Annotated in this window: 19 protein-coding genes; 15 read left to right on the top strand and 4 right to left on the bottom strand. The window is 57.8% G+C overall.

Annotation, left to right across the window (positions count from 1 at the left end; genetic code table 11):
• Positions 1-2 precede the first annotated feature (2 nt).
• The 14 genes from KYK14_RS10050 (at position 3) to KYK14_RS10115 (ending at position 21,202) form a co-directional block, all read left to right on the top strand.
• The gene (locus KYK14_RS10050; protein ID WP_219158729.1) at positions 3-1,505 is read left to right on the top strand and encodes a RagB/SusD family nutrient uptake outer membrane protein; all 1,503 of its coding nucleotides are present in this window, start codon (positions 3-5) and stop codon (positions 1,503-1,505) included.
• A 42-nt stretch (positions 1,506-1,547) separates the two neighbouring features.
• Entirely contained in the window at positions 1,548-2,618 is a 1,071-nt protein-coding gene (locus KYK14_RS10055; RefSeq protein ID WP_219158730.1) for a LamG domain-containing protein, read from the top strand.
• Between the two features lie 149 nt (positions 2,619-2,767).
• Positions 2,768-3,946, top strand: a complete 1,179-nt coding sequence (locus KYK14_RS10060; protein WP_246601778.1) for a glycoside hydrolase family 130 protein — start codon at positions 2,768-2,770, stop codon at positions 3,944-3,946.
• Positions 3,947-4,113: 167 nt separating this feature from the next.
• A complete protein-coding gene (fucP, locus tag KYK14_RS10065) occupies positions 4,114-5,376 on the top strand; it encodes an L-fucose:H+ symporter permease (RefSeq protein WP_219158731.1) in 1,263 nt (420 codons plus the stop codon).
• 189 nt (positions 5,377-5,565) lie between these two features.
• Complete coding sequence (locus KYK14_RS10070; protein ID WP_219158732.1) at positions 5,566-6,891, top strand: AAA family ATPase; 1,326 nt, start codon at positions 5,566-5,568, stop codon at positions 6,889-6,891.
• 203 nt (positions 6,892-7,094) lie between these two features.
• Positions 7,095-8,126 carry a 5-methylcytosine restriction system specificity protein McrC gene (locus tag KYK14_RS10075; protein ID WP_219158733.1) on the top strand — a complete coding sequence of 344 codons (1,032 nt, stop codon included), beginning with the start codon at positions 7,095-7,097 and terminating at the stop codon, positions 8,124-8,126.
• A gap of 149 nt (positions 8,127-8,275) precedes the next feature.
• On the top strand, positions 8,276-10,654 hold the full coding sequence (locus KYK14_RS10080; protein WP_219158734.1) for a TonB-dependent receptor: 2,379 nt from the start codon (positions 8,276-8,278) through the stop codon (positions 10,652-10,654).
• Positions 10,655-10,671: 17 nt separating this feature from the next.
• The gene (locus KYK14_RS10085; protein WP_219158735.1) at positions 10,672-11,817 is read left to right on the top strand and encodes a PepSY-associated TM helix domain-containing protein; all 1,146 of its coding nucleotides are present in this window, start codon (positions 10,672-10,674) and stop codon (positions 11,815-11,817) included.
• A gap of 241 nt (positions 11,818-12,058) precedes the next feature.
• Positions 12,059-13,708, top strand: a complete 1,650-nt coding sequence (locus tag KYK14_RS10090; RefSeq protein WP_219158736.1) for a TldD/PmbA family protein — start codon at positions 12,059-12,061, stop codon at positions 13,706-13,708.
• Between the two features lie 108 nt (positions 13,709-13,816).
• A complete protein-coding gene (locus tag KYK14_RS10095; protein ID WP_219158737.1) occupies positions 13,817-15,151 on the top strand; it encodes a TldD/PmbA family protein in 1,335 nt (444 codons plus the stop codon).
• A gap of 268 nt (positions 15,152-15,419) precedes the next feature.
• Positions 15,420-17,075: a TldD/PmbA family protein gene (locus KYK14_RS10100; protein WP_219158738.1), complete on the top strand. Its 1,656-nt coding sequence runs from the start codon at positions 15,420-15,422 to the stop codon at positions 17,073-17,075.
• Positions 17,076-17,283: 208 nt separating this feature from the next.
• Entirely contained in the window at positions 17,284-18,933 is a 1,650-nt protein-coding gene (locus KYK14_RS10105) for a TldD/PmbA family protein (protein ID WP_219158739.1), read from the top strand.
• A 190-nt stretch (positions 18,934-19,123) separates the two neighbouring features.
• A complete protein-coding gene (locus KYK14_RS10110; protein WP_219158740.1) occupies positions 19,124-20,449 on the top strand; it encodes a TldD/PmbA family protein in 1,326 nt (441 codons plus the stop codon).
• A 255-nt stretch (positions 20,450-20,704) separates the two neighbouring features.
• A complete protein-coding gene (locus tag KYK14_RS10115; RefSeq protein ID WP_219158741.1) occupies positions 20,705-21,202 on the top strand; it encodes a hypothetical protein in 498 nt (165 codons plus the stop codon).
• Positions 21,203-21,341: 139 nt separating this feature from the next.
• Here the strand turns inward: KYK14_RS10115 and KYK14_RS10120 are convergent, their stop codons facing one another.
• From KYK14_RS10120 to KYK14_RS10135, 4 genes are all read right to left on the bottom strand, one after another.
• Positions 21,342-21,968 carry a porin family protein gene (locus tag KYK14_RS10120; RefSeq protein ID WP_219158742.1) on the bottom strand — a complete coding sequence of 209 codons (627 nt, stop codon included), beginning with the start codon at positions 21,966-21,968 and terminating at the stop codon, positions 21,342-21,344.
• Between the two features lie 33 nt (positions 21,969-22,001).
• Positions 22,002-22,685: a porin family protein gene (locus KYK14_RS10125; protein WP_219158743.1), complete on the bottom strand. Its 684-nt coding sequence runs from the start codon at positions 22,683-22,685 to the stop codon at positions 22,002-22,004.
• Positions 22,686-22,853: 168 nt separating this feature from the next.
• A complete protein-coding gene (locus KYK14_RS10130; RefSeq protein ID WP_219158744.1) occupies positions 22,854-23,519 on the bottom strand; it encodes a porin family protein in 666 nt (221 codons plus the stop codon).
• A 95-nt stretch (positions 23,520-23,614) separates the two neighbouring features.
• Positions 23,615-24,232 (bottom strand): porin family protein, encoded by a 618-nt coding sequence (locus tag KYK14_RS10135; protein ID WP_219158745.1) that lies wholly within the window; start codon positions 24,230-24,232, stop codon positions 23,615-23,617.
• Positions 24,233-24,499: 267 nt separating this feature from the next.
• Here KYK14_RS10135 and KYK14_RS10140 point away from each other — a divergent pair, with 267 nt between their 5' ends.
• Complete coding sequence (locus KYK14_RS10140; protein ID WP_185282138.1) at positions 24,500-25,123, top strand: DUF4159 domain-containing protein; 624 nt, start codon at positions 24,500-24,502, stop codon at positions 25,121-25,123.
• Positions 25,124-25,196 lie beyond the last annotated feature (73 nt).

The raw sequence follows: 25,196 nt of genomic DNA on the forward strand, positions 1-25,196 counted from the left end.
ATATGAAACGCAATTATCTTTTGATCAGCGGATTGACTGCCCTCCTGCTCACCACCGCCGGGTGCGACAGTTTCCTGGACCAGCCGGTGCTGGGGCAGTACGAGGCGGGGCAGTTTTTCACGTCTGACACCAACGCCATTCTGGCCGTGAATGCTGCCTACGTGCCACTGTCGTTCCGCGACGCGGGCTCCAACACTATCTGGGTGCTGGGCGATGTGGCCTCCGACGATGCCGTGAAGGGTAGCAACCCCGGCGACCAGGCCGACTTCGAGAACATCGATATCTTCAACATTACGCCCATCAACGCGGCTGTGGAGGCCCAGTGGCGCCGCGACTACGACGGCATTTTCAAGTGCAATGTGGTGCTCGATGGCCTACCTGAGAGCAACACCAACATCAGCGCCACTGTGCGCCAGCAGGCCCGAGGGCAGGCACTGTTTCTCAGGGCGTATTACTACTTCGAGCTGACCAACCTCTATGGCAACATCCCGTTGCGCGTGAAGGTGGAAACGCCCGAGGAACTGCAAAGCCCGGCCGTGCCACAGGCACAGATTTACGCCCAGATTGAGGCCGACTGCCAAGCCGCCGCCGACGCCCTACCCGCCACCTGGACCGGCACTGACGTAGGCCGCGCCACCAAGGGCGCGGCGCTGGCCCTGCTCACCAAAGCCTATCTGTTTCAGAAAAAATGGGCGCCGGCCGCCCAAACCGCCCAGGCCGTGGGGGCACTGGGCTACAAGCTGCAACCCGTGTTTGCTGACAACTTCCGGGCGGCCACCGACAACAACCAGGAAATCATTTTCTCGGTGCAGCACACCACCGGCCTCAGCCCCAACCAGGGTAGCGGCCTCAACCAATGGTTTGCCCCGCGCCCGCAAAACGGCTACGGCTTTTTTCTGCCTACCCAAAGCCTGGTCGATAACTTCGAACGGACCTCGGACGGGGTGGTAGACCCGCGGCTGGACTACACGCTGGGAAGGGCCGGGCAGTCGTTTTTTGGGGTAGCGTTTGATCCGGGTTGGACCTCTACCGGCTACGTCTCGAAGAAGCACTTGCAGCCGCTGACGGAGATTCCGGCCACCATCAAGGGCGACGGCAACCTGAACTACCAGGCTCTGCGCTACGCCGATGTGCTGCTGATGCAGGCCGAGGCCCTAAACGAATCGGGCAACGGCGCGGGGGCGCTAATGGCTCTCAACCAGGTGCGCAAGCGCGCCCGCGAGAGCTACCTCTACGACACCTCCCTACCCAACGCAGGCACCGTACCCGATGGCCTCCTACCCGACATCACCACCACCGACCAAAGCCAATTGCGCGAGCTGATTCGGCGGGAGCGGCGTTCGGAGCTGGCCCTGGAGTTTCACCGCTACTTCGACATCATCCGCTACGGCGAGGCCTACGCCCGCCAGGCCCTGGCCGATCGGCCCAACTTCAACTACGCGCGCAACCAGTTCTACCCCATTCCGCAGAGCGAGCGGGACACCAACCGCAACCTGGGCTTGTAGCCGCGCTGCCGTCTTTTTCCTACCCTTTTTGCTTCTCTGTTTATGAAAAGGCACTTTCTATTCCTGCTCCTACCCTGGCTGCTAGGGGGCGCCGCGGTGCTTTCGGCCTGCTCCGACTCCGACGACGACACGCCCCAGGTAGCCGCCGACACCAGCCGCCTGGCCGCCCTGATTGACTCTGTGACCGTGGGCTACAACGCCGCCGTGGAGGGAAACAAGCCCGGCAACTACGCCACCGGCTCGAAAGCTCCTCTGAAAACCGCTCTGGATTTAGCTACCAGCACCCGCGGCAACAGCCAATACACCCAACTGCAAATCGACAATGCCACGGCTAACCTGCGCCGCGCCGTGGCGGCGTTTCGGGGTAGCCTGATTGAAGATGTATCGGTGGCGAATCTGGTGGCTTACTGGAAGTTTGAGGGCAACGCCAACGACGCCACCGCCAACGGCCACAATGGCACCCCCAAAACCGGTCCCACCGGCCCCGGCACCGCGCCCGGCGATGGCGCTACCCTACCTACGCTGGTAGCTGACCGCTTCAACCGTCCCAACCAGGCCTATGAGTTCACCAACGGCGCCTACATCGAGGTGCCCTACGCGGCAGGCTTCAACCCGCCGGCCATGACTATCAGCCTGTGGTGCAAGCGCTTCGACTCGAACGACGCCAATTATTTGTTGTCGCTGAACCGCTGGAACGGCTTCAAGTTTCAGCTGCAAGGCGCAGGCAAACCTTTCCTGACGGCTACCACCACCACCGGCATTTTCGACCGGGACGCTGAATCGGGTGTGGTGGCCGTGAACACCTGGACGCACGTGGTAACCAGCTACGTAGACGGCACCCTGAAATTCTACCTCAACGGTGCGTTGGTGAAAACCTGGACCAACGTGCAGGGTCCCATGAAGACCATTCCTGAGCCCGTACCGCTGGCTATCGGCCAACAGCTGCCCAAGGAAACTTACAACCGCGCCCCCACCGCTGGCCAGGCCGCCGGCTATTTCGAGTACTACGGCCCGGCCTTTTTCAAAGGCCAGATCGATGACATCCGCTTCTACAACCGCGCCCTGACGGATGCGGAGGTGACGTCTATCTATACGATTGAGAATACGCTGTAACCTCACCCCCCGGCCCCCTCTCCTCGGGGAGAGGGGGAGCCAAACGAACTTCTTTTTCTTCCTAGTATGATTCTACAACCACGCCGCCGTGGCTCCCCCTCTCCCCGAGGAGAGGGGGCCGGGGGGTGAGGTCCCACACACCAGCACGCATGACAATCCGCCCCTACCCCCTCGCCCTACTCCTTGCCGCTCTCACTAGCTGCAACTCCGCTGACAAAGCTGATACTACGGCCACTCCTCCCGTCAAACCCAAGGAGTGGAGCATGCTCAACTTCACGAAGGTCGACAGCGCCAACCCCATTATGGGGCCGAGCCCGGTAGGCGTGTTCACCGACCCGATCTTGAAGCAGAAGGTGCAGTGGGAAGAAAAAGACGTGTTTAACCCGGCTGTGGTGGTGCGCCACGACACCATTTATATGCTGTATCGGGCCGAGAACCTGGTGAAGGGCGCCGTGGGCAAAGCGTCGCGTATTGGCCTGGCCGCCAGCACCGATGGCATTCATTTCACGCGGCGCAAGGAGCCCGTGTTCTACCCCGACAACGACGCCCAGAAAAAATACGAGTGGCCGGGCGGCACCGAGGACCCGCGCGTGGTGGAAGACGCCAACGGCGTGTACTACATGACCTACACCGCCTACGACGGCGACAAAGCCCGCTTGCACGTGGCGTCCTCCCCCGATCTGGTGCACTGGACCAAGTACGGCAATGCCTTTACTGGGGCCAAAAACGGCGAGTACGTGCCGAAATGGAGTAAGTCGGGCGCCATTGTGTCGCGCTACGAGCCCGACGGGCGTATTGTGGCCACCAAAATTAATGGCAAGTACTGGATGTATTGGGGTGATGCACAAATCTGGGCGGCCACTTCTGACGACCTCATCCACTGGACACCCATCGAGATGGCGCCCGGCGAGAAACCGCCCGTGCCCCTGCGCGCCCAGGCCCAAACCCTACCTAATCTGAAGATTGTGCTGCCCACTCGCGAGGGCAAGTTCGACAGCGACCTAGTGGAATCCGGCCCGCCCGCCATGCTCACCGACCAAGGTATTCTGCTGATTTACAACAGCCGCAACGTACCCGCCATCGGCGACAAGTCCCTACCAGAAGGCACCTACACCGCCGCCCAGGCCCTGTTCGACAAGAACGACCCCACCAAGCTGCTCCTCCGCACCGACACGTATTTCATGCGTCCCGAGAAGCCCTACGAAACCACTGGCCAGGTGAACCAAGTGGTTTTCCTGGAAGGTCTGGCCCGCCTGCACAATACGTGGTTCCTGTACTACGGCACTGCCGATTCCAAAATAGCCGTGGCTACCCGCCCTGTGGAGTAGTGTTGTGAGTTGTCAGGGGATAGTTGTCAGTTGTCGGGAGGCGCGGAGTAGTTGTTAGTTGTCAGAATAAACCTAACTTCCTCGCTAATACCTACTCCCTGAGACAACCGACAAATCCTTCCTGACAACTGATAACTCTCTCCTAACAACTAACTATCCCCCACCGCATGCAACCAACTGCTCCGGCTACCACCGCCTCAGCCCCCTTCACCGAAAAACGCTACCTCGTCACGCTGGTATTCGTCACCTCCTTATTCTTGCTCTGGGGCGTGGCTATTACGATGGGCGACGTGCTGAACAAGCACTTCCAAAACGTGCTCAGCGTAAGCAAGGCCGACTCGGGGCTGGTGCAGTTTTCTATCTTTGGCGCCTACGCCATCATGGGTATTCCGGCCGGCTTGTTTATGAAGCGGTTCGGGTATAAAAATGGCGTGCTCTTGGGGCTAGGACTGTATGCGCTGGGCGCATTTCTGTTTGTGCCAGCCGCCAATGCGCAGTCGTTCAACTTCTTCCGCGGGGCGCTGTTTGTGCTGGCCTGCGGCTTGGCTACCCTAGAGGCCGTAGCGCACCCCTTCATGGGCGCCCTGGGCCACCCCGACACCAGCGACCAGCGCATCAATTTTGCGCAGTCGTTCAATGGCTTAGGCGCCGTGATTGGGCCGCTGTTGGGCAGTTTTTTCATTTTAAACGGCGTACACGCTGATGGTGATTTGTCGTCGGTGAAGACCCTCTACCTTTCTATTGGCAGTGTTATTCTATTCATCGGGGTGTGCTTTGCCTTTGTGAAGGTGCCCGCCCTGCAAGACGCTCACGCCGTTGACGTATCGGCTGAGCCGGAGGCGGGTTTTTACAGCGGTACGGCCGAGGAAGTACCCGAGGCCAAGGGTCTGTTCAACCGTCCGCACTTTGTGTGGGCCGTGGTGGCGCAGTTTTTCAACGTGGCGGCGCAGGGCGGCACCTGGGCGTTCTTCATCAACTACGGCGCCGAGAAAATGGGTCTCACCGACTCCGTGGCCTCGCGTTACTTTGCTCTCAGCATGGTGATGATGATGATTGGCCGCTTTGTAGGCACGTTCCTGATGCGCTTCATTGCTCCCAACAAACTGCTGGCTACGTTTGCCTTTGCTAATATTATACTGTGTCTCATCATTGCTCAAAGCTGGGGCTGGCCGTCATTTATTGCGCTCTTGGGGCTGAACTTCTTTTTTAGCATCATGTTCCCCACCATCTTCTCGCTGGGCCTCAAAGACCTGGGCGCCAAGACCCAGCAAGGCTCCTCCTTCCTGGTGATGACGGTGGCCGGCGGCGCTATCTTCCCCTACCTGATGGGCAAAGTCGCCAACGAAGACGTAGCCCACGCCTATTACCTGCCCATCATCTGCTACCTCGTCATCTTCCTGTTCGGCGCCCGCCTGTATAAGGTACGGTAGAGGTGAACTTGTAATTTCACCCCCAGCCCCCTCTTCTCGGGGAGAGGGGGAGCGTTCAACGAGAAGCTGCTGCTCCCTGACGTCTGGCTCCCCCTCTCCCCGAGGAGAGGGGGCGGGGGGGGGGTGAGGTCCGCCGCATGAACGAACCGCTAGGCGGTCCGTAACGTTTTGCTCGTATCTTTTGCTTGCATGACGGCCGACCTCACTCCTACCCCTTTCCTACCCGAACACCTCACCCACGCGCACGTGCTGGATGCCCTGCGCCACATCGAGCAGAACGGCTTACGCCTGGCGCCCGGCACCGTGTATGATTTGGTGTTTGAAAGCCGCCGCTACCCGCCGCGGGCGGTGGCGCAACTGGCCTACCGCTTAGCCAGCCAACAGCCCGACATCCGTTGGCCGCTGGCCAGCGGCACGCCCACCAACGCGCTGCTCGAACGCCTCGACTTTACCATTGCCACCAAGCGCCCTACCCTCGCCAACTCCCCGCAGGACGGCAACGTGGCCGAGCAGGAGCAACTACCTGTCAATCTCTACCCCGGCCGGCCGGCCGAAAAGCCTGCCCCTGGCAAACCAGCTCCCGCCGATGCGCCTAGTATAGCCGCCGAGCCAACTGCCTCCTACCCCACCACGCCCGCGCCCCAGCCTTACTCGCGCGCGCAAGCCTTGGCCGAGCTGTTTATCAGCGAGGAACAGTTGGATGCAGCTTTAGCGGCCCTGCATCGCCGCCGCAATTTGCTGCTGCAAGGTCCGCCCGGCACGGGCAAGACATTTTTGGCCCAGCGCTTGGCATGGCTGGAGCTGGGCATCATAGATGAAAGCCGCATCGAGCGGGTGCAGTTTCACCCCAGCTACAGCTACGAGGACTTTGTGCAGGGCTTCCGGCCCGACGCAACTGGTACATTTCGGTTGCAGGATGGGGTGTTGGTAGACGTATGCCGCCGCGCCGCCGCTGTGCCCGACCAGCCATTTTTTCTGCTGATTGATGAGCTAAACCGCGGCCACGTAGCCCGCATCTTCGGGGAGCTGCTGCTGTTGCTGGAAGCCGACAAGCGCGGCCCTGCCCATGCCGTGCGCCTACCCTACTCACCGGCCGAGGCCCCGCGCTTTTTCGTGCCCGAGAACCTCTACGTCATCGGCACGCTAAATACCGCCGACCGCTCGCTCACGCCCCTCGATTACGCTCTGCGCCGCCGCTTTGCCTTCGTGGCTCTGGCCCCGGAGTTCGGGCCGAAGCTACAAGCCTTCCTACTTGACAAAGGATTGCCGACTATTTTGGTAGAGCAACTGGTCACGCGCCTCAATGCCCTCAACGAAACCATTGCCGACGACCCCGAGTTGGGTGCGGAATTTCGCATTGGACACAGCTACTTCTGCCAGCCTCCCGCTGGCGCAGAGGCCGACGTGTGGTTTCAATTGATTGTGGAACAGGAAATCGGGCCACTATTGGAAGAGTATTGGCAGGAAGATCATGCTAAAGCAGAGGCGGAACTGAAGCGGCTGCTGGCAAAGTGAATGGTGAGTTGAGAAACCGCCTGTCATCCTGAGCTTGCGAAGGACCTTCCCACGCGTGAACAACAGACGTAAAAACGACTCGTCATACTTATCGTTCTGCCGTGAGAAGGTCCTTCGCAAGCTCAGGATGACAGACGCCTTTCTACCATTCACCACTTCACAAACTCACAATTTCACCACTCACCATCTCACCATCTCACCGCATGATTCCCATTCACAACCTGTACTACTTACTCTGCTACGCCTGGCACCGGCTGCCAGACCCGGCCGAGGCGCAGGCGGTGGAGGCACAGGAGTTTCATCGGCCGCTAGCGCTCCTGACGCACCTGTTACTGATAGCCACCCGGCGGCAGTTGCGGCGCGGCTTGTCGGTGGGATATACTGAGCAGGAAGCCGAGTTGACGGAACTGCGCGGGCGGGTGCAGTTGGCCCCTACTCTCGCCCGCAACCTGCTGCGGCGGGGCCGCGCCGTGTGCACCTACGACGAGCTTGGCCCCAATACACCACTCAACCAACTGCTGGCGGGCACACTCGCGCAGCTGAGCCGTACGCGTGCACTACCCGCTGCCACGCGCCAGCAGGTACGGCAGGTGCTGGGGCGCTTCCCTGCCACGGTGCACCCTACTCTGCCTACCAGCCAAGCGCTGCTTCTGCTACGGCGGCAGCGGTTGCAGGGGGCACAGGCGTTTCTACTGCATCTCTGCGACTTACTGCACCACTGTGCCCTACCCGTGCCCGATGAGGCGGGCCGCCACCGCTTCCGCGACTTCCGCCGCGACGAGGTGCTAATGGCGCGGCTGTTCGAACAGTTCGTGCGCAACTTCTACCGCCTGGAGCAGCGCCATTACCGCGTGCGCTCCGAAACCATTGCCTGGCAAGCCGCCGCCGATAATGCCGAGGACCTGGCCCTACTCCCCACCATGGTGACGGATACTTCCCTGGAAGCCGCCGACCGCAAAATCATCCTCGACACCAAATACTACGCCGCCGCCCTGCGCACTCGCCACAACCGTCAGCGCCTGATTGCGCCCCACCTCTACCAGCTCTACGCCTACCTTCAAAACCAGCCTGCCACGCCGGGCCAGCAGCTAGAGGGCGTGCTGCTCTACCCCGCCGCCACGCAGGAAGTGGACGTGCGCTACACACTGGGCGGCCATCCGGTGCGCGTGGTTACGCTGGACTTAGCGCAGCCTTGGCCGGATATTGCCGCAGCTTTACTGAACTTAATATTTTAAGGGTCGTCACTAATAGTAATTAGTCTAAATAAAATTAGGAAAATGATTGTGTCCCGCTGAACTTTGCAGCTTAGTCAGTACACAATCTATGACCTCTTCTCTACCCCCTTCTCGCTTGACAACGCATGTAGCGTTGTTTCTTTTTTTTCTTGCTGCTGGGCCATTTGGCGCAGGCCCAGACCCTACTTACCGGCCGCGTAACCAACGCGGCCGGCGCCCCACTATCTGGCGCTTCCGTTGGCGTGCAGGGCACCAACGTGGGCACCGATACCGATAGCAATGGCGATTATACCCTCACGCTCAGCCAGGGCGGCACCTATGTGGTAGGGGTGCGCCTGCTGGGGTACCTCAACCAAGAGCACCGCATGACGGTGAAAGCCGGCGAAAAGCAAACACGTAATTTCATCCTAGTCCCAGGCGACCGGCAACTGGAGGAAGTAACCGTGCAGGGCGACCGTACCAACAAATTCTCGCGCAAATCGAGCGAGTACGTGGGCAAAATGCCCTTGAGCAACCTCGAAAACCCGCAGGTATACGCTACCGTAGGCAAGGAATTACTGACCGAGCAGTTGGTATTCTCAGTGGATGATGCCACGCGCAATGTACCGGGCTTGCAGAAAATGTGGCCTGCCACAGGCCGCTCCGGCGACGGTGGTGCTTATTACAACTCGCGTGGTTTTTACTTTCAGAGTCAACTGCGCAATGGTGTAGCTGGCAATGTTACCAACAGCATCGACGCTGCTAACTTGGAGAAGCTGGAAGTTATCAAAGGCCCGTCGGCTACGTTGTATGGTAGCTCACTAAGCACGTATGGCGGACTGATCAACCGCGTCACGAAGAAAGCCTACGACCACTTCGGTGGTGAGGTAACGTACTCCGCTGGCTCCTTTGCCTTCAACCGCCTGAGCCTGGATATTAATACCCCTCTGACCAAGGATAACAAGCTGCTATTTCGCTTGAACGCGGCGGCCAACTATGAAGACAGCTGGCAGAATCGCGGCTACACGGGTTTCGACAAGAGCATTGCTGTGGCTCCTACGCTCACCTACCGCCCAACAGACCGCCTCACCATTAACCTGGACGCTGAAATAGCGCGAGGCCGCAATGTGGGGAAGCAAATTAACTTCATCGACTACCTCACCTCGCCTAACGCCCTTGGCATTCATCGGGCAGACGAATTTGGCTTGGATTACCGTCAGTCGTACATCGGGCCGGGTTTGACACAGGATTCCCGCAGCACTAATTACTTCGGACAGGTGAATTATCAGATTGCGCCAGGCTTCACCTCTTCTACCAACTTCACGCACAGCCGCAGCTACTCCGATGGATTTGGGGCTTTCCTATACATTGATGGTACCGGCGTACGGCAGTCGGATCAATCGACTCAGGACAGCCGCCAGAACCTGACAGAAGTACAGCAGCTCTTTAATGGCGACTTTGCAATAGGTTCGCTACGCAACCGGGTGGTAGTAGGGTTAGACTACCTGCGCATTGTCAACGATCAGACATTTGTGAGCTTCCGGGGCGCAACGTTGCGACCATATGGACTAGGCGACCGGGCCTATACCGATTTCACGGGCGATGCGGTGCGGGACACCTACGCAAATATTACCGTGACCCCATATCTTGCCATGAACTCCATCAATACGTACAGCGCCTTTGCGTCCGATGTATTAAATCTGACAGAAAAGCTAAGCGTACTGGCCGCGTTGCGCATAGACCGTTTCAACAACCAAGGTAGCGCGGCAAACTCAGCGAATGCATACAAGCAAACAGCCTTATCGCCGAAGTTTGGCTTAGTATTTCAACCGGTGCTAAACCGTGTGTCCTTATTCGCCAACTACCAGAATAGCTTCCGCAATGTTGGTTCTTTCCAGAATACGCAAGGCCAAAACATCCTTGGCAAGCCAGAGCAGGCTAACCAAGTAGAGGCTGGCGTAAAGCTGGACGCCGCCGATGGCCGTATTAGCGCCACTGTGAGCTACTACAATATTCGGGTGCGCAATCTGTTACGCGCTACACCTGTAGACTCTACTGTTGCAACGCCGGTAGCCTATCCTTTTGCCAATACCCAAAACGGTACGCAAGTAAGCAATGGGGTAGAGTTAAACGTCGTAGCGAATCCAGTACCTGGCCTGAACCTAGTAGCGGGTTTCGCTTACAACGACTCCGAACTAACACGCACTACTGCCAACGATGAAGGCCGCCGCCCCAGCACTGCTTCTTCACCCTATTTGGCTAATTTGTGGGTAAGCTACCGGCTGACCAATGGAGTTGCCAAAGGTCTTGGCCTAGGCGCCGGTGGTAATTACGCCAGCGATAATAAAGTTATCAACAGCGTAAGCCAGGGAGTTTTCATTCTTCCTTGCTACACTGTGCTAAATGCTAGCTTATTCTACGATCAGCCCAAATATCGTCTTGGCGTGAAGGTAGACAACCTAACCAACGAACATTACTGGATTGGTTATGGCAGCTTGGCTCCACAGAAAGTGCGCAGCATTATTGGTAGCGTCGCTTACAAGTTCTAACCCCAACACTCCCGCCTATGACGGTTAAGCAGCTCGTTGGCAAACTTCACCTCTGGCTCGGACTTGCGTCCGGGCTGGTTGTGTTTATAGTGAGTCTTACAGGGGCCATCTTCGTGTTTCAGGATGAAATCCGGGACCTGACGGAGCCCTGGCGCACGATGGAGGCCCAAGCTACGGCCATGGCCCTACCCTCTCAGCTGCAAGCCGCCGCGCTGGCCCCGCACCCTGGCCAGGCCACTCCCGCCGATACCTGGGTAACCTACTTCGGCCCAGAGCGCTCGGCTACCGTGTTCTTCACCGATAAAGCTGGTAATCCCATACAGGTCTACCTGAATCCCTACACCGGGCAAGTGCTGAAGGAGCAAAATTTGCGCACGCATTTCTTCACCATTGTGCAGGAAATACACATGCACCTGCTGCTGCCCGAGGCCATAGCCAAGTGGGTGGTTGGAGGCTCGGTCATCATCTTTGTGGTGATGCTCCTCACGGGCTTGGTGCTGTGGTGGCCCAAGCGCAAACACGAGCGGAAGCAGCGCTTCAGCATTAAGTGGGGAGCCCGCTGGCGGCGCGTCAACTACGATTTGCACAACGTGCTGGGTTTCTACGCGGCCAGCATTGGGCTGGTACTGGCGCTGACGGGCCTGGTCATGATTTTTCCCTGGATGCTGGAGTCGGTGCAACTGGCAGTTGATGGTGGCAAGAAGGCCCCGCCAGAACTCATGACCACCCAATTGGACACCCTGCAAACCGTGTCGGCCGCTACCCAGCCACTGCCCGACGTTGTATACCGCAGCGTCCGCCGCCTGTCGCCTACCCACGAAATGATTCTGATTGGGCCAACCGGCACAGGCAAGACGCCCGCCTACTGCTGGACCTACCAGAAAGCCCTGCACTACTACCACCGCGACGAGTACGCCTTTCATCCTGTTTCGGGGAAGCTGTTGGAGTCTCGCTTTCACGCCACCAAAAGCGCCGGCACCAAGCTTTCCGATATGAACTACGACCTGCACACGGGCCAGATTCTGGGGTTTGGGGGCAAACTGGTGGCCTTTCTCGCCAGCCTGATTTCAGCCAGCCTACCTGTTACGGGTACCGTTATCTGGTGGGGTAGGCGTCACAAGAAAAGCCCACACAAGCGCCCCGTGCGGGTGGCCGTGGGCTGATCTACTTTAGTTAGTAGCTGTTGGCTGTTAGTTGTTGGCTTTTGTTCTAAACAAGCCAACAACTAACAGCTTTTTTGATGGTATCAGCTTCGTTCAAAATTGAGAGCTAACAGCTAGCGGCCAATAGCTGACAGCTTTTTCAAAACCATGCAGCCCCGCGGCGCTACGTGCGTCCTTCTTGTGAAGTTTCACAATTTATTGGTAAACTTCCGATCAACCTATCACCAAAACCACAACCTGCTTGAAAAGACGTGACTTTGTGGGCTTAACCGGTCTGGCCACCGGTGCCCTGTTCCTACCCTCTATTCCGGGCTTTGGCGGTGCACTGGTAGCACCAGAGCGGCTGCTCGAAACTGTGGACGTAGCCGTGAAGAAACGCCTGGCCGATGCCGCCCTGAACGCCGCTAAATCGGCGGGAGCTACCTACGCCGACGCACGCATTGGGCGCTACCTCAACCAAAGCATTTTCACCCGCGAAAAGCAGGTGCAGAACATTGCCAACGGCGAAAGCTACGGCGCCGGGGTGCGCGTACTGGCCAACGGCACCTGGGGCTTTGCCTCCACCAACGACGTAACAGAAGCCGGCTTGGCCAAAGCTGCCCAGCTAGCCGTGGCCATTGCCAAAGCCAACAGCAAGGTGCAGAAAGACCCCGTGAAGCTGGCCGCCCAGAAGGGCTACGGCGAGGTGGTTTGGAAAACGCCCATCGTGCAAAGCGCCTTCGAGGTGCCCATCACGCAGAAGGTAGACCTACTGCTGTCGGCCAACGCCAAGGCGCTGGAAGGCGGCGCGTCGTTCGTCAATTCGTCGCTGTTTCAGATCAACGAGCAGAAGTATTTTGCTAGCACCGAAGGCTCTTATATCGACCAAGACATTCACCGCATCTGGCCTACCTTCACGGTGTCGGCGGTGGATAGGGCGTCGGGCAAGTTCCGCTCGCGGCAGGCCCTGAGTGCACCGATGGGCATGGGCTACGAGTACCTGGTACCCAAGGCCAAAGACAAGATTGCCGGCCCCAGCGGCTCGGGCTTGGTAGGCTATAAGATGAGCTATGACTTGTTGGAGGACATCACGGCTGCTACCCGCGAGGCCAAGCAGAAAATCACGGCTAAGTCGGTGACGCCGGGCAAGTACGACCTCGTGCTCGACCCTAATCACCTGGGCCTGACCATTCACGAGAGCATCGGCCACGCCACGGAGCTGGACCGCGTGCTGGGCTACGAGGCCAACTATGCTGGCACCTCGTTCGCTACCCTGGACTGGAAAGCGCAGAAGAAGCCCTATGGCTCGAAGGTGGTGAACATTGTGGCCGATAAGCTGCAACCCGGCTCGCTGGGTGCCGTGGGCTACGACGACGAAGGGGTAAAAACCGGCCAGTGGGACATCATCAAGGACGGTATGCTGGTGGACTACCAGAAAACCCGCGACCAGGCGCACATCGTGAACCAGGACCACTCCGATGGCTGCTGCTACGCCGACTCCTGGGATTCGGTGCAGTTTCAGCGCATGGCCAACATCAGCCTGCAACCCAATAAGCAGAAGATGAGTGTGGACGACATGGTGAAGAACGTCGACAAAGGCATTTACATTGCTGGGCGCGGTTCGTTCTCCATCGACCAACAACGCTACAATTTCCAGTTTGGTGGCACCACGTTCTACGCCATCGAGAAAGGCAAAATTGCCGGGATGCTGGAAGACGTAGCCTACCAGGCTAACACGCAGGAATTCTGGAACAGTTGTGCCGCTACCTGCGACAAAGACGATTACCGCTTGTTCGGCTCGTTCTTCGACGGCAAGGGCCAGCCCGCGCAGGTGTCGGCCGTGAGCCACGGCTCGGCTACTACCCGCTTCAACGGGGTGAATGTGATTAACACTGCCCGAAAAATCGGATAATTTTCTTTACGCTGCTAGCTATTAGCTGCTGGCTGATAACCCTCGTTTCAGAGTTCAGATCAGAAAGCTAACAGCTAGCAGCCAACGGCTAATAGCTCTCTAAAAAATATGGCAATTCTCTCCCAATCAGAAGCACAGGCCATTCTGACCAAAGTGCTCAGCTTCAGCAAAGCCGATGAGTGCGAGGCGTCGCTCTCGGGCAACATCGGCGGCAACGTGCGCACGGCACGCAACACCATCAGCACCAGCGGCGCCAACGACAATGTGTCGCTGGCCGTAGAGTCGCGGTTTGGCAAACGCTCGGGCGTGGCTACCTGCAACCAGTTCGACGACGCTACCCTGCGCAACTGCGTGCAGCGGGCCGAGGAAATTGCCCGGCTGGCGCCCGAAAGCCCTGAGTACATGCCCCTGCTCGGGCCGCAGCAGTACGTGGCGGCTCCCGATTCGTTTTCGCAACGCACCGCCGCCATCAACCCCGATTACCGCGCTACCCAGGTAGCCGCCGGTATGCAGCTCTGCGACCAGCAGAAGTTGTCGTCGGCTGCTTTTCTGGAAGATTCGGCTGGTTTCCGGGCTGTGCGCAACAGCAAGGGCTTGCAAGCCTACCAGCAGCGCAGCGGCATCACCTACAGCGTAACCGTCCGCACGCCCGACGGCACCGGCTCGGGCTACGCCACTGCCGACTACAACGATGCCAGCAAGCTCGATACTACCGCCCTGACGGCTACGGCCGCCAAGAAAGCGGCTATGTCGCGCGAGGCCAAGGCCATTGAGCCCGGCAAATACACCGTGATTATGGAGCCGGCCGCGCTGGTAGCCAACACCGATGCCTCGTTGCTGGCTGCGCTGATGGGCGCCCTCGACGCCCGCAACGCCGACGAAGGCCGCTCGTTCCTGAGCAAAAAAGGCGGCGGCAACAAAAAGGGCGAGAAGCTTTTTGACGAGCGCGTGACCATTTATTCGGACCCCACGAACCCCGAAATTGCCGACCTCACCTTCTCCGGCGACGGCCGCCCGCACCAGAAAACTACCTGGATTGAGAAGGGGGTAGTAAAGAACCTCTACACCTCGCGCTACTGGGCCCAAAAAGCCGGCATTCCCGACATTCCGCGCCCCAACGGCTGGATTATGGAAGGCGGCACGCAGAGCCTGGAAGACATGATTAAGGGCACAGCGAAGGGTATTCTGGTGACGCGCCTGTGGTACATCCGCCCCGTAGATCCGCAGACGCTGCTTTACACCGGCCTGACCCGCGACGGAACCTTCTACATCGAAAACGGCAAAATCAAGCATCCGGTGAAGAACTTCCGCTTCAACGAGTCGCCCATTATCATGCTCAACAACCTGGAGGCCATTGGCAAGCCGGTGCGCATGGGCGGCAATCTGGTGCCCCCACTGAAAATTCGCGACTTCACGTTTACCAGCCTGTCGGACGCGGTGTAGGGAAGTGTTGATTTTTAAATATTGAGTATTGAATTAAGAAAGAACGTCATTTCGACCAGCGGGAGAAATCTCGCGTGGTAGTAATGTCATACTGAGCGGAGTCGAAGTATCTCTACCGTGAGTAATTCTTAATAGTAGCAACGAAGCGGTAGAGATGCTTCGACTCCGCTCAGCATGACAGCTACTAACCAGCGTCACCACGCAAGATTTCTCGACGAGCTCGAAATGACGGTTCTACCCTTCCTTCTATCGCCTAACCCCTACCTCTTTGAAACGTCGTGATTTTGTGGGACTGACCGGCTTAGCGGCCGGCTCCCTTTTACTACCCAGCATCCCCGGTTTCGGTAGCGGGTTGCTGGTGCCTGCCGAGCGCCTGCTGGAGCCCGGCATGGACGTGGCCATGAAAAAGCGCTTGGCCGATGTGGCCCTGAACGCGGCCACATCGGCGGGCGCGAGCTACGCCGACGTGCGCATTGGGCGCTACCTCAACCAAGGCATTTTTACCCGCGAAAAGCAGGTGCAGAACATTGCCAGCAGCGAAAGCCAGGGCGTGGGCGTGCGGGTGATTGCCAACGGCACCTGGGGTTTTGCCTCCACCAACCAGATAACGGACGAAGGCATTGCCAAGGCGGCGCAACTGGCCGTGGCCATTGCCAAGGCCAACAGCAAGGTGCAGAAAGAGCCCGTGAAACTGGTACCCCAAAAAGGCTACGGAGTGGTGTCGTGGAAAACGCCGATTACGCAGAACGCCTTCGAGGTGCCCATTGCGCAGAAGGTAGACTTGCTGATGGAAACCAACGCCAAGGCCCTGGCCGGCGGCGCGTCATTCGTGAACTCGGCGCTGTTCCAAGTAAATGAGCAGAAGTACTTTGCCAGCACCGACGGCTCCTACATCGACCAGGACGTACACCGCATCTGGCCTACCTTCACCGTGACGGCCATTGACCGGGCCTCGGGTAAGTTCCGTTCGCGGCCGGCCATGAGTGCTTCGATGGGCCTGGGCTACGAGTACCTCACGCCCAGCGCGAAGGAGAAAATTGCTGGCCCCGCTGGCTCCGACGTTATCGGCTACAAACAGCGCTACGACATCCTGGAAGACGTGACCAACGCCACCAAACAGGTGAAGCAGAAGCTCACGGCCAAGTCGGTAACGCCGGGTAAGTACGACTTGGTGCTTGACCCGCACCACTTGGGCCTGACCATTCACGAGTCGGTAGGGCACCCCTTGGAGCTTGACCGCGTGCTAGGCTACGAGGCCAATTACGCTGGTACTTCCTTCGCCGACTTGGCCTGGAAAGCGAAAAACATTCCGTACGGCTCGAAGGCCGTGAATATTGTGGCCGACAAGCTGCAACCCGGCTCCTTGGGCGCGGTGGGCTACGACGACGAAGGCGTGAAAACCGGGCAGTGGAACCTCATCGAGCAAGGCAAACTCGTTGATTACCAGAAAATCCGCGACCAGGCGCACATGGTAGGCCAGGACCACTCCGATGGTTGCTGCTACGCGCAGTCGTGGCAGGATGTGCAGTTCCAGCGCATGCCCAACGTGAGCCTACAGCCCGGCAAAGCCAAGCTGAGCGTGGACGATATGGTACGCGGGGTAGACAAAGGCATTTACATCGCCGGCAACGGTTCTTTCTCCATCGACCAGCAGCGCTACAACTTTCAGTTCGGCGGCATTGTGTTTTACGCCATCGAGAAAGGTAAAATCACGGGCATGCTGGAAGACGTGGCCTACCAGGCCAACACCCAGGAGTTCTGGAACAGCTGCGCCGCCAGCTGCGACGAGTCGGACTACCGCCTCGTGGGCTTCTTCAATGACGGCAAGGGCCAGCCTTCGCAAAGCTCAGCCGTGAGCCACGGCTCGGCCACTACCCGCTTCAACGGCGTGAACGTGATTAACACCGCCCGCAAGATTGGGTAAAAACTAAAAGCTAGAAAACTAGCTCCCCTCCTTTTTTCAAGGAGGGGTTGGGGGTGGTTAAGCTAAAGTTAGCAACTACAGCTAGTATAGTTCAACGACTTTAACCACCCCCAACCCCTCCTTGAAAAAAGGAGGGGAGCTAGTTTTCTAGCTTTTAGTTTTAACTTCTTTATATATTCCGTTCTCTATATTGTAAAGCTCACTGCCTATGCGTCGTCGTGATTTTGTGGGGCTGACTGGTCTAGCGACCGGGGCCTTGTTCCTACCCTCGCTGCCGGGCTTCGGTGGCACGCCCGTAGAGGTAGAGCGTCTGCTCGAAGGCGTGGACATCGCCGTAAAAAAACGCCTCGCCGACGCGGCCTTGAACGCGGCTAAATCGGCGGGAGCGAGCTACGCCGATGCGCGGGTAGGGCGCTACCTCAACCAATATGTGTTCACCCGCGAAAAGCAGGTGCAGAACATCGTCAACACCGAGAGCTACGGGGTAGGCGTGCGCGTGCTGGTGAACGGCGCTTGGGGCTTTGCGGCCACCAACGACGTGAGCGAAGCCGCTGTGGCTCAAGCGGCCCGCGAGGCCGTGGCTATTGCCAAAGCCAACGCCAAAATTCAGAAAACGCCCGTGCAACTGGCGCCGCAAAAAGGCTACGGCGAAGTGAGCTGGAAAACGCCCATCGAGCAGAACGCCTTTGAAGTGCCGGTGAAGCAGAAAGCCGATTTCCTACTGGCGGTGAATGCCAAGGCCCTGGACAACGGCGCGAGCTACGTTAGCTCGAACCTGTTTCAGGTGAACGAGCAGAAGTACTTCGCCAGCACCGACGGCTCCTACATTGACCAGGACGTGCACCGCATCTGGCCTACCTTCGATGTGACGGTGATAGACCGTGCCTCGGGCAAATTCCGTTCGCGCGACTCGCTGGGCACCTCCATGGGTATGGGCTACGAGTACCTCACGCCCCGCGCCCAAGACAAGGTGGCCGGTCCGGCCGGCACCGGCGTAATTGGCTACAAGCAGCGCTACGACATGCTGGAAGATGCTGCCCTGGCCGCCAAGCAGGCTAAGGCCAAGCTCACGGCCAAATCGGTGGTGCCTGGCAAATACGACTTGGTGCTGGACCCCGACCACTTGGGCCTGACCATTCACGAGTCGGTAGGGCACCCCTTGGAACTGGACCGCGTGCTGGGCTACGAGGCCAACTACGCCGGCACCTCGTTCGCTACCCTCGACAAGCTGAAATCGGGCAACTTCAAGTACGGCTCGCCGGCCGTGAACATTGTGGCCGACAAGCTGCAACCTGGCACGCTGGGCGCCGTGGGCTACGACGACGAAGGCGTGAAAACCGGCGAGTGGGACCTGATAAAGGACGGTGTGCTGGTGAACTACGAAAAGATCCGCGACCAGGCCGGGGTAGTGGGCCAGGACCACTCCGACGGCTGCTGCTACGCCGACTCCTGGAGCAACGTGCAGTTCCAGCGGATGCCCAACGTAAGCCTGCGCCCCAACGCCAAGAAAATGAGCGTGGATGACATGATCAAAGGTGTCGACAAGGGCATTTACATTGTGGGTGCCGGCTCCTACTCCATCGACCAGCAGCGCTACAACTTCCAGTTTGGCGGCAAGCTGTTCTACGCTATCGAGAAGGGCAAAATTACCGGTCAGATTGAGGATGTGGCTTACCAGTCGAACACCCAGGAGTTCTGGAACAGCTGCGCCGCCACCTGCGACCAGTCGGACTACCGTTTCCTGGGCACCTTCTTCGATGGGAAGGGCCAGCCGCCGCAGGTGTCGGCCGTGAGCCACGGCTCCAGCACCACGCGGTTTAATGGCGTGAATGTGATTAATACGGCGCGGAAAGTATAACCAACGATTCACCCCACCCCCCCGGCCCCCTCCCCTCCGGGAGAGGAGGAGCCGAGAGGAAAGCTGTTAGCTGATGGCTGTCAGCCTTTAGCCTCGTTCAACAGAAGCTACCAGCTAATCGCTAACCCGTCAGGCTCCCCCTCTCCCGGAGGGGAGGGGGCCGGGGGGTGGGGTCACGAAACCAACCATTATGGCAATCCTTACCCAAGAACAAGCCCAGACTATCCTGCAAAAAGTCCTCAGCTTCAGCACCGCCGATGAGTGTCAGGCCACGCTGTCGGGCCGCACGGCGGGCAATATTCGCTATGCTCGTAATGCCGTGAGCACGGCCGGCAAGTCTGATAACGTGTCGCTGGCCGTGGAGTCGAGGTTTGGTAAACGCTCGGGCGTGGCTACCTGCAATCAGTTTGATGATGCTACCCTGAAACGCTGCGTGCAGCGGGCCGAGGAAACCGCCAAGCTGGCGCCCGAAGACCCAGAATACATGCCTCTGCTCGGGCCGCAGCAGTACCTCACGCCTAACGCCTTTGCCGCCAGCACCGCCGCCGATACCGCCGACGCCCGCGCCCAGGCCGCCGGCGACAGCATTGCGCTATGCGAGGCCAAAAAGCTGACGGCCGCCGGCTTCCTGGAAAACAGCAGCAGCTTCCGGGCCCTGCGCAACAGCAAAGGTCTGCAAGCCTACCAGCCCGATACCTACGTCGACTTTTCAGTGACGGTGCGCACGGCCGATGGCACCGGCTCGGGCTACGCCGTAGCCGATTTTACGGACATCAAGCAGTTCGACGCGAAGGTGCTGACCGAGCGCGCCGCCAGCAAAGCGGCCGGCTCGGTGGGCGCCCGCGCCATTGAGCCCGGCAAGTACACCGTGATTTTGGAGCCGGCTGCGCTGGTGTCGGACGAGGGGTTGCTCAACAACCTCATGTACTCGCTCGACGCCCGCTCGGCTGATGAAGGCCGCTCGTTTCTGAGTAAGAAAGGCGGCGGTACCAAGAAGGGCGAAAAGCTCTTTGATGAGCGTGTGACCATCTATACCGACCCTACCAACCCCGCCGCGCCCAGCAGCGTGTTCGATGGCGAAGGCCTACCCGTGAAGCGCATCAACTGGATCAACAAAGGCAAGGTCGACAACCTGTACTACTCGCGCTATTGGGCCCAGAAAAACAACGTGGCCCCTACCCCCTTCCCCGGCAATTTCATCATGGAAGGCGGCACGCAGAGCCTGGAGGAGATGATCAAAGGCACGCAGAAAGGCATTCTAGTAACGCGCCTGTGGTACATCCGCGGCGTGGACCCGCAGACGCTCCTCTTCACCGGCCTGACGCGCGACGGCACGTTCTACATTGAAAACGGTAAGGTGAAGTTCCCAGTGAAAAACCTGCGCTTCAACGAGTCGCCCATTATCATGCTGAACAACTTAGAAACCATTGGTAAACAGCAGCGTCTGGGCGGCAATTTGGTGCCGCCGCTCAAGATTCGGGACTTCACGTTCACCAGTCTCTCGGACGCGGTATAGGGCACAGAAGTTGCACTTTGCAGCACCCGTAGCTACTATTGCTACGGGTGCTTTTGTGTGTAAGCTATTGCTCTTTTTCTGGTGAAACTACTTCCTACTTACCTTATACTTATTGCATGTGCGCTGCCTTTTGCTGCAAAAGCTCAAGCAATTTCTGATACTACTGCCATAGAAACCAGCTCCCGTAGCAGCTTCGCGCCGGGCACCGTTGTAACGCCCGAAGGACAAACTATCCAATTGTATTTGCCGCATGCAGTGAACGGTTTTGAAAAGTTTATCGACTTCTGCGAGACGCATCCCGAGGTACGCCCCTACCCCAAAACCAAGCACATCAGTGTAGACAAAATTCACTGCATGACCGTGCGCGGTCAGTACTTTGAAACGCTACATAGCGACGAGGGCAAGAGTTTGCGCATATTGGCGCCGCGTCTGGTTGAAGGCCCTGTGGAGCTGTTTAATTTTTCGGAGGGCAAGAGCGTTCCGCCTGTTCTACCCATTGCAGCCATTGCATCGATGGGAGCAGCTAGCACGGTGATTCTTCTCGGCATCAACTACACCAGCAACCACTGGTACCTGCGCCGCAACGGAAAACTAATAGAGGTAAAACGCAGCAAATTCACAGAGCAGGTAGCGGCGTATCTGCAAGATGCCCCCGACCTGGCCCAGAAAGTAGAGGCGCGCGCTCAGGGGTATCGTTATCAGGATATGCCGCAGATTATCACGGAGTACAATTTGCTTTTATCCGCTCGATAGCTTCTACTGAGCTAGCAGGTTTTAGGCAATGGTTTGGCGACAAGCCTCTTGCGTTCAATACGTTGAATACCGTGTACTAATAAAGGCCCGCATCCTACCCTCGGATGCAGGCCTTGTTAGGTAGGACGTAGCGTACCCTTTATTTCTCTTTCGCGCCGAAAAGATACCCCAGTGAGAATTGCGCTACGCGGTTGTACAAACCACCCATGCTCAAGCGTTGCCGGAGCCAACGCTCATCGGGGTTGCGGTTGATGTCGGTCAGACCGTAGTTGTAGCGTACATCCAAGGAAATACCCGATGCAAACTCAACGCCCAGGCCACCTACGGCACTGGCCTCCAGCTTTTGGAAGTTGGCGCTACCACTGTCGCTAGCGCCCAGCAGGATACCTAGTTGGGGGCCAACATTCACGTATACGTGCTTCCCAATGTATTGCCGGAGCAGCACCGGCACGTTCAGGTAGCTGATACGCCGGCTAGCCGTGTAGGGCTGCCCCGAGGTGTTGCGCGTTTCGGTGGTTTTGGCTCCCTGTATGCTCACTTGCAGCTCCGTTTGCACGGCAAATCCTTGACTGCTAGGCTTGAACCGCACCACCGGACCAAACACAGGTCCCACACAAGCACGCGGCTCGCTGTTGATGGTGCCCGACAAGGTAGCGCTGTTCAGGCCGACCTTCAGACCCAGGCGCGTTCCACTTATTTGAGCGTGTGCCGTTGCACTCACCAGACTGCACGCGCCCAGCATTACACCCACTATGTACTTTTGCATCTTCTTCAGCTTCAACTAACTAAAAACTGAAGACTAGCGCCCGCCGAAGGCGTAGCCCAGCGAAAACTCCAACACGCGGTTGTGCAAGCCGCCAATGCCATAGGAGTCGCGTAGTCGCCGAACGTTCTCGTCTTTCACAATATCCGTGAGGCCGTAGTTGAGGCGGGCCGCCACCAGCAAGCCGTTGGGCAGGTCGATACCTACGCCGCCGCAGAGGCCTAGGTCGCTCCTGTAGCTTTCCGTAACCTCTGTGTCCGTAGTGGTGTAGTAGCTGCCGCTGCCGGAGGAAGTATAGCTGGTTTGCCCTTTCAAGCGGCCGCTCAGCAATATGCCTATCTGGGGGCCAAACTGCACGTTCACCACCTCGCCCAAGTATACCTTGGCCAGTATCGGCACGTTGAGGTAGGACAGGTTGGTTTTGTTGGTAAGCTCCACCGGCCCTACCGGAATAACGTTCTTTGAGCCCTGCACCGAGTAGGTTAGCTCGGGCTGCACGGCAAATCGCGCCGATGGTTTCCAACGCAGGAAAGCGCCGATGCTGGGGCCGGCTTTGTATTCCGTTTCCTGATTCAGGGCGCCGTCCAGCACGGCCATGTTCAACCCCACTTTTGCGCCTACCTGGGTAGTTGGTTGATTGTAGCTTCTGCGGTGCTGCGCCTGTACGGCTGTGCTACCCGCCACTACTAGTAATGCCAGCGTTGTAATAATTTTATTCATAAATAAAGAAAAAGGAGTAAAAGCGTGAAGTGGCGGTGTTAGCAACTTTTTCGCCAGAACGGCCCTGCTTTCGATTGTTTGCTTTGTTTATGACACAAAAAAGCCCCGTTGCATTAATGCAACGGGGCTTTCACTATTTATAGGCAAGTACTTGCAAATATCTATCTCCTACCCACCTAGCTGGTAGCTCACCGACGCCTGCGCTACCTGGTTTCGCAAATGGTTATCGTCACTAGTAGTTTGAGTATCACGGGCAATCGAAATAAGGCCTGTGCTAGCCCGTATTCCCACCGCGAATCCGGCGGGTAGCTTCACCCCGATGCCAGCGCATATGCCAACATCAAACCGTCGAAAGTCAGCCGTTGCCGAGCGGTCGAAATACGTGGTGTTATCTGGTCCCATATAGCTGCTTAGGTAGGAAAGGGTCCGCTCCTCCCCTTTTTCGCGTGCCGCGAGTAAGAACCCAGCTTGCGGCCCAGCTTCTAAGTAGAACTTACCAAAATGGGTCTGCAGCATTACGGGTATTGCTAGATAGGACAGCTTGAGTTGATACTGAGCATAATAATCCTCTGCTGGGAAGTTAAAGCGCACCACCTCCGCATCTAGTTGTTGCCGACTGAACTGCACTTCGGGAACCAATGAAAAGCGGCCCGCCAGCTTTTGTTCGTAAAATACACCTACCTGATAGCCTACTCTACCCTTAGGATGTATGTAGTTACTCGACTTATTTTCTTTGGAAAGAGTAGCATAGTTAGCACCAGCCTTCACGCCGAATTGAGCTTGCGCGGTGCTTACCAGCAGCAAGCTGGCAAGTAGGAGTAAGGGTTGTTTCATAATAGAATAGATAGGAACCGTAGAAAACAAACGGGCTGGCTCTGTAGAGAGCCAGCCCGTTGCCTAAACGTTGCATGTCCTTCTATCTGACACTGCTAATGGCCTAGCTGAAGCGCCACGTAGCCTTGAAACACGCGGTTTTTGAGGCGGGCGTCGTTTACGCCGGTAAGGTTATCCACGTCGTTCACGTCGTTGAGGCCGGCGTTGAAGCGGGCTCCGATGAGGAGGGCTGAGAACTTAAGGCCCACCCCGGCGCACAGGCTGAAGTCACCGCGCTTGAAGTCGCTGGTGGCGCCGCGCTTGTAGTCGTTGTAGGTGGCTGCGCCGCCGGTGCCTTGCACACGCTGCGTACCCTCTTTGGTGGCATCGAGCAGGAAGGAAAACTGCGGACCCGCCTCCACGAACAGCGGCCCTACGTGCACTTTAGCCAGCACCGGCACCGTGAAGTAGTGCATTTTGGTGTCGAAGTCTTCCAACTGGCTTTTGATGTTACCGCCTTGCGAAGAGTACAGCAGTTCCGGCTGCACCGATAGTGGGCCAATCAGTTTGGCCTCGTAAAAAACGCCCGCATGGTAGGAAGTATTGTAGCTGGTGCTCCCGTCGATGTTTTCACCATTGAGCACAGACTGGTTGACGCCGGCTTTCACGCCGAGTTGGGCATAGGCTCCGCTGCTTAGCAGCAGGCCAAACAGTAGGAAGAAGAATTGTTTCATGGCAGGTGAAGCGTGTTTGTTACAGTTTTAGAGTGAAGCTGTTTCCTTAAACGTTAGCCGTGCCGCGCAGTATATCTGGCGGCCTATTATTTTGGCAACTGCTGGGCTTCAGACCTTGACTCAATCCCGCGAAGCGCCATTCGTTGCAATGCTAATCAGGTTTTTTTGCGTTTTTAGCAAAAACCGATGCCACCTTCTGCCAGCTTGCCGCGTCCTTGCCTCGGCTTCTGCCTTTTTAATTCTTCATTATTAATTTTTAATTCCCTCTTGCCTACCCCCTTCACGTTTGTGCGGCTCAGCTACCACTCCGGCGATTGGGATGCCGTGGATGAGCGCATGCCCAGCAACTTGCTGCATTCGCTGGTGCAGTACACCACGGTGCCAGTCGACCAGAAGGAAAAAGTGGTGGCCCTAGACTCGCCGGAGCTGTTTCGCTACCCGTTTTGCTACCTCTCGGGGCACCGGTTGGTGCAGTTCAGTGAGGCTGAGAAGAAGAACTTCACGCAGTACGTGCGCAACGGCGGCTTCGTGTTTGTAGACGATTGCAACCACGACATCGACGGGCTGTTTGCGCGCTCCTTCGAGGAGCAGATGCGCGTGTGCTTCGGGGCGGGTGCGCTCAAGAAGCTGCCCAAAACCCATCCCATCTATTCGCAGTTTTTCAAGTTTCCGGACGGCCCGCCGCCTACTGGCTTCGAGCTAAACGGCTGGGGCGACGACCTCGTGCATGACTACCTGAAAGGCGTGGAAACCAACGGCCGCCTAGGCGTGCTCTACTCCAACAAAGATTACGGCTGCGAGTGGGACTACGACTTCCGCAACAAGCGCTTTCTGGCCGAGGATAACACAAAGTTTGGCGTAAATATTTTGCTATATGCCCTCACGGCTTGAGCTGTTAGCTGATGGCTGTTAGCTGCTAGCTTTTGTCTTGGAAAATGATGTTGAAGTAGTAGGGCAAAAAAGC

Source organism: Hymenobacter profundi (assembly GCF_019334315.1).
In the GTDB taxonomy this organism is placed as follows: domain Bacteria; phylum Bacteroidota; class Bacteroidia; order Cytophagales; family Hymenobacteraceae; genus Hymenobacter; species Hymenobacter profundi.

What these genes read in the sequence shown, in the direction of transcription:
- KYK14_RS10105 (WP_219158739.1), top strand. Translation starts at nt 17,284, where the DNA reads ATGCGTCGTCGTGATTTTGTGGGGCTGACTGGTCTAGCGACCGGGGCC.
- KYK14_RS10060 (WP_246601778.1), top strand. Translation starts at nt 2,768, where the DNA reads ATGACAATCCGCCCCTACCCCCTCGCCCTACTCCTTGCCGCTCTCACT.
- KYK14_RS10085 (WP_219158735.1), top strand. Translation starts at nt 10,672, where the DNA reads ATGACGGTTAAGCAGCTCGTTGGCAAACTTCACCTCTGGCTCGGACTT.
- KYK14_RS10130 (WP_219158744.1), bottom strand. Translation starts at nt 23,519, where the DNA reads ATGAAACAACCCTTACTCCTACTTGCCAGCTTGCTGCTGGTAAGCACC.
- KYK14_RS10050 (WP_219158729.1), top strand. Translation starts at nt 3, where the DNA reads ATGAAACGCAATTATCTTTTGATCAGCGGATTGACTGCCCTCCTGCTC.
- KYK14_RS10110 (WP_219158740.1), top strand. Translation starts at nt 19,124, where the DNA reads ATGGCAATCCTTACCCAAGAACAAGCCCAGACTATCCTGCAAAAAGTC.
- KYK14_RS10070 (WP_219158732.1), top strand. Translation starts at nt 5,566, where the DNA reads ATGACGGCCGACCTCACTCCTACCCCTTTCCTACCCGAACACCTCACC.
- KYK14_RS10135 (WP_219158745.1), bottom strand. Translation starts at nt 24,232, where the DNA reads ATGAAACAATTCTTCTTCCTACTGTTTGGCCTGCTGCTAAGCAGCGGA.
- KYK14_RS10120 (WP_219158742.1), bottom strand. Translation starts at nt 21,968, where the DNA reads ATGCAAAAGTACATAGTGGGTGTAATGCTGGGCGCGTGCAGTCTGGTG.
- KYK14_RS10125 (WP_219158743.1), bottom strand. Translation starts at nt 22,685, where the DNA reads ATGAATAAAATTATTACAACGCTGGCATTACTAGTAGTGGCGGGTAGC.
- fucP (WP_219158731.1), top strand. Translation starts at nt 4,114, where the DNA reads ATGCAACCAACTGCTCCGGCTACCACCGCCTCAGCCCCCTTCACCGAA.
- KYK14_RS10075 (WP_219158733.1), top strand. Translation starts at nt 7,095, where the DNA reads ATGATTCCCATTCACAACCTGTACTACTTACTCTGCTACGCCTGGCAC.
- KYK14_RS10095 (WP_219158737.1), top strand. Translation starts at nt 13,817, where the DNA reads ATGGCAATTCTCTCCCAATCAGAAGCACAGGCCATTCTGACCAAAGTG.
- KYK14_RS10055 (WP_219158730.1), top strand. Translation starts at nt 1,548, where the DNA reads ATGAAAAGGCACTTTCTATTCCTGCTCCTACCCTGGCTGCTAGGGGGC.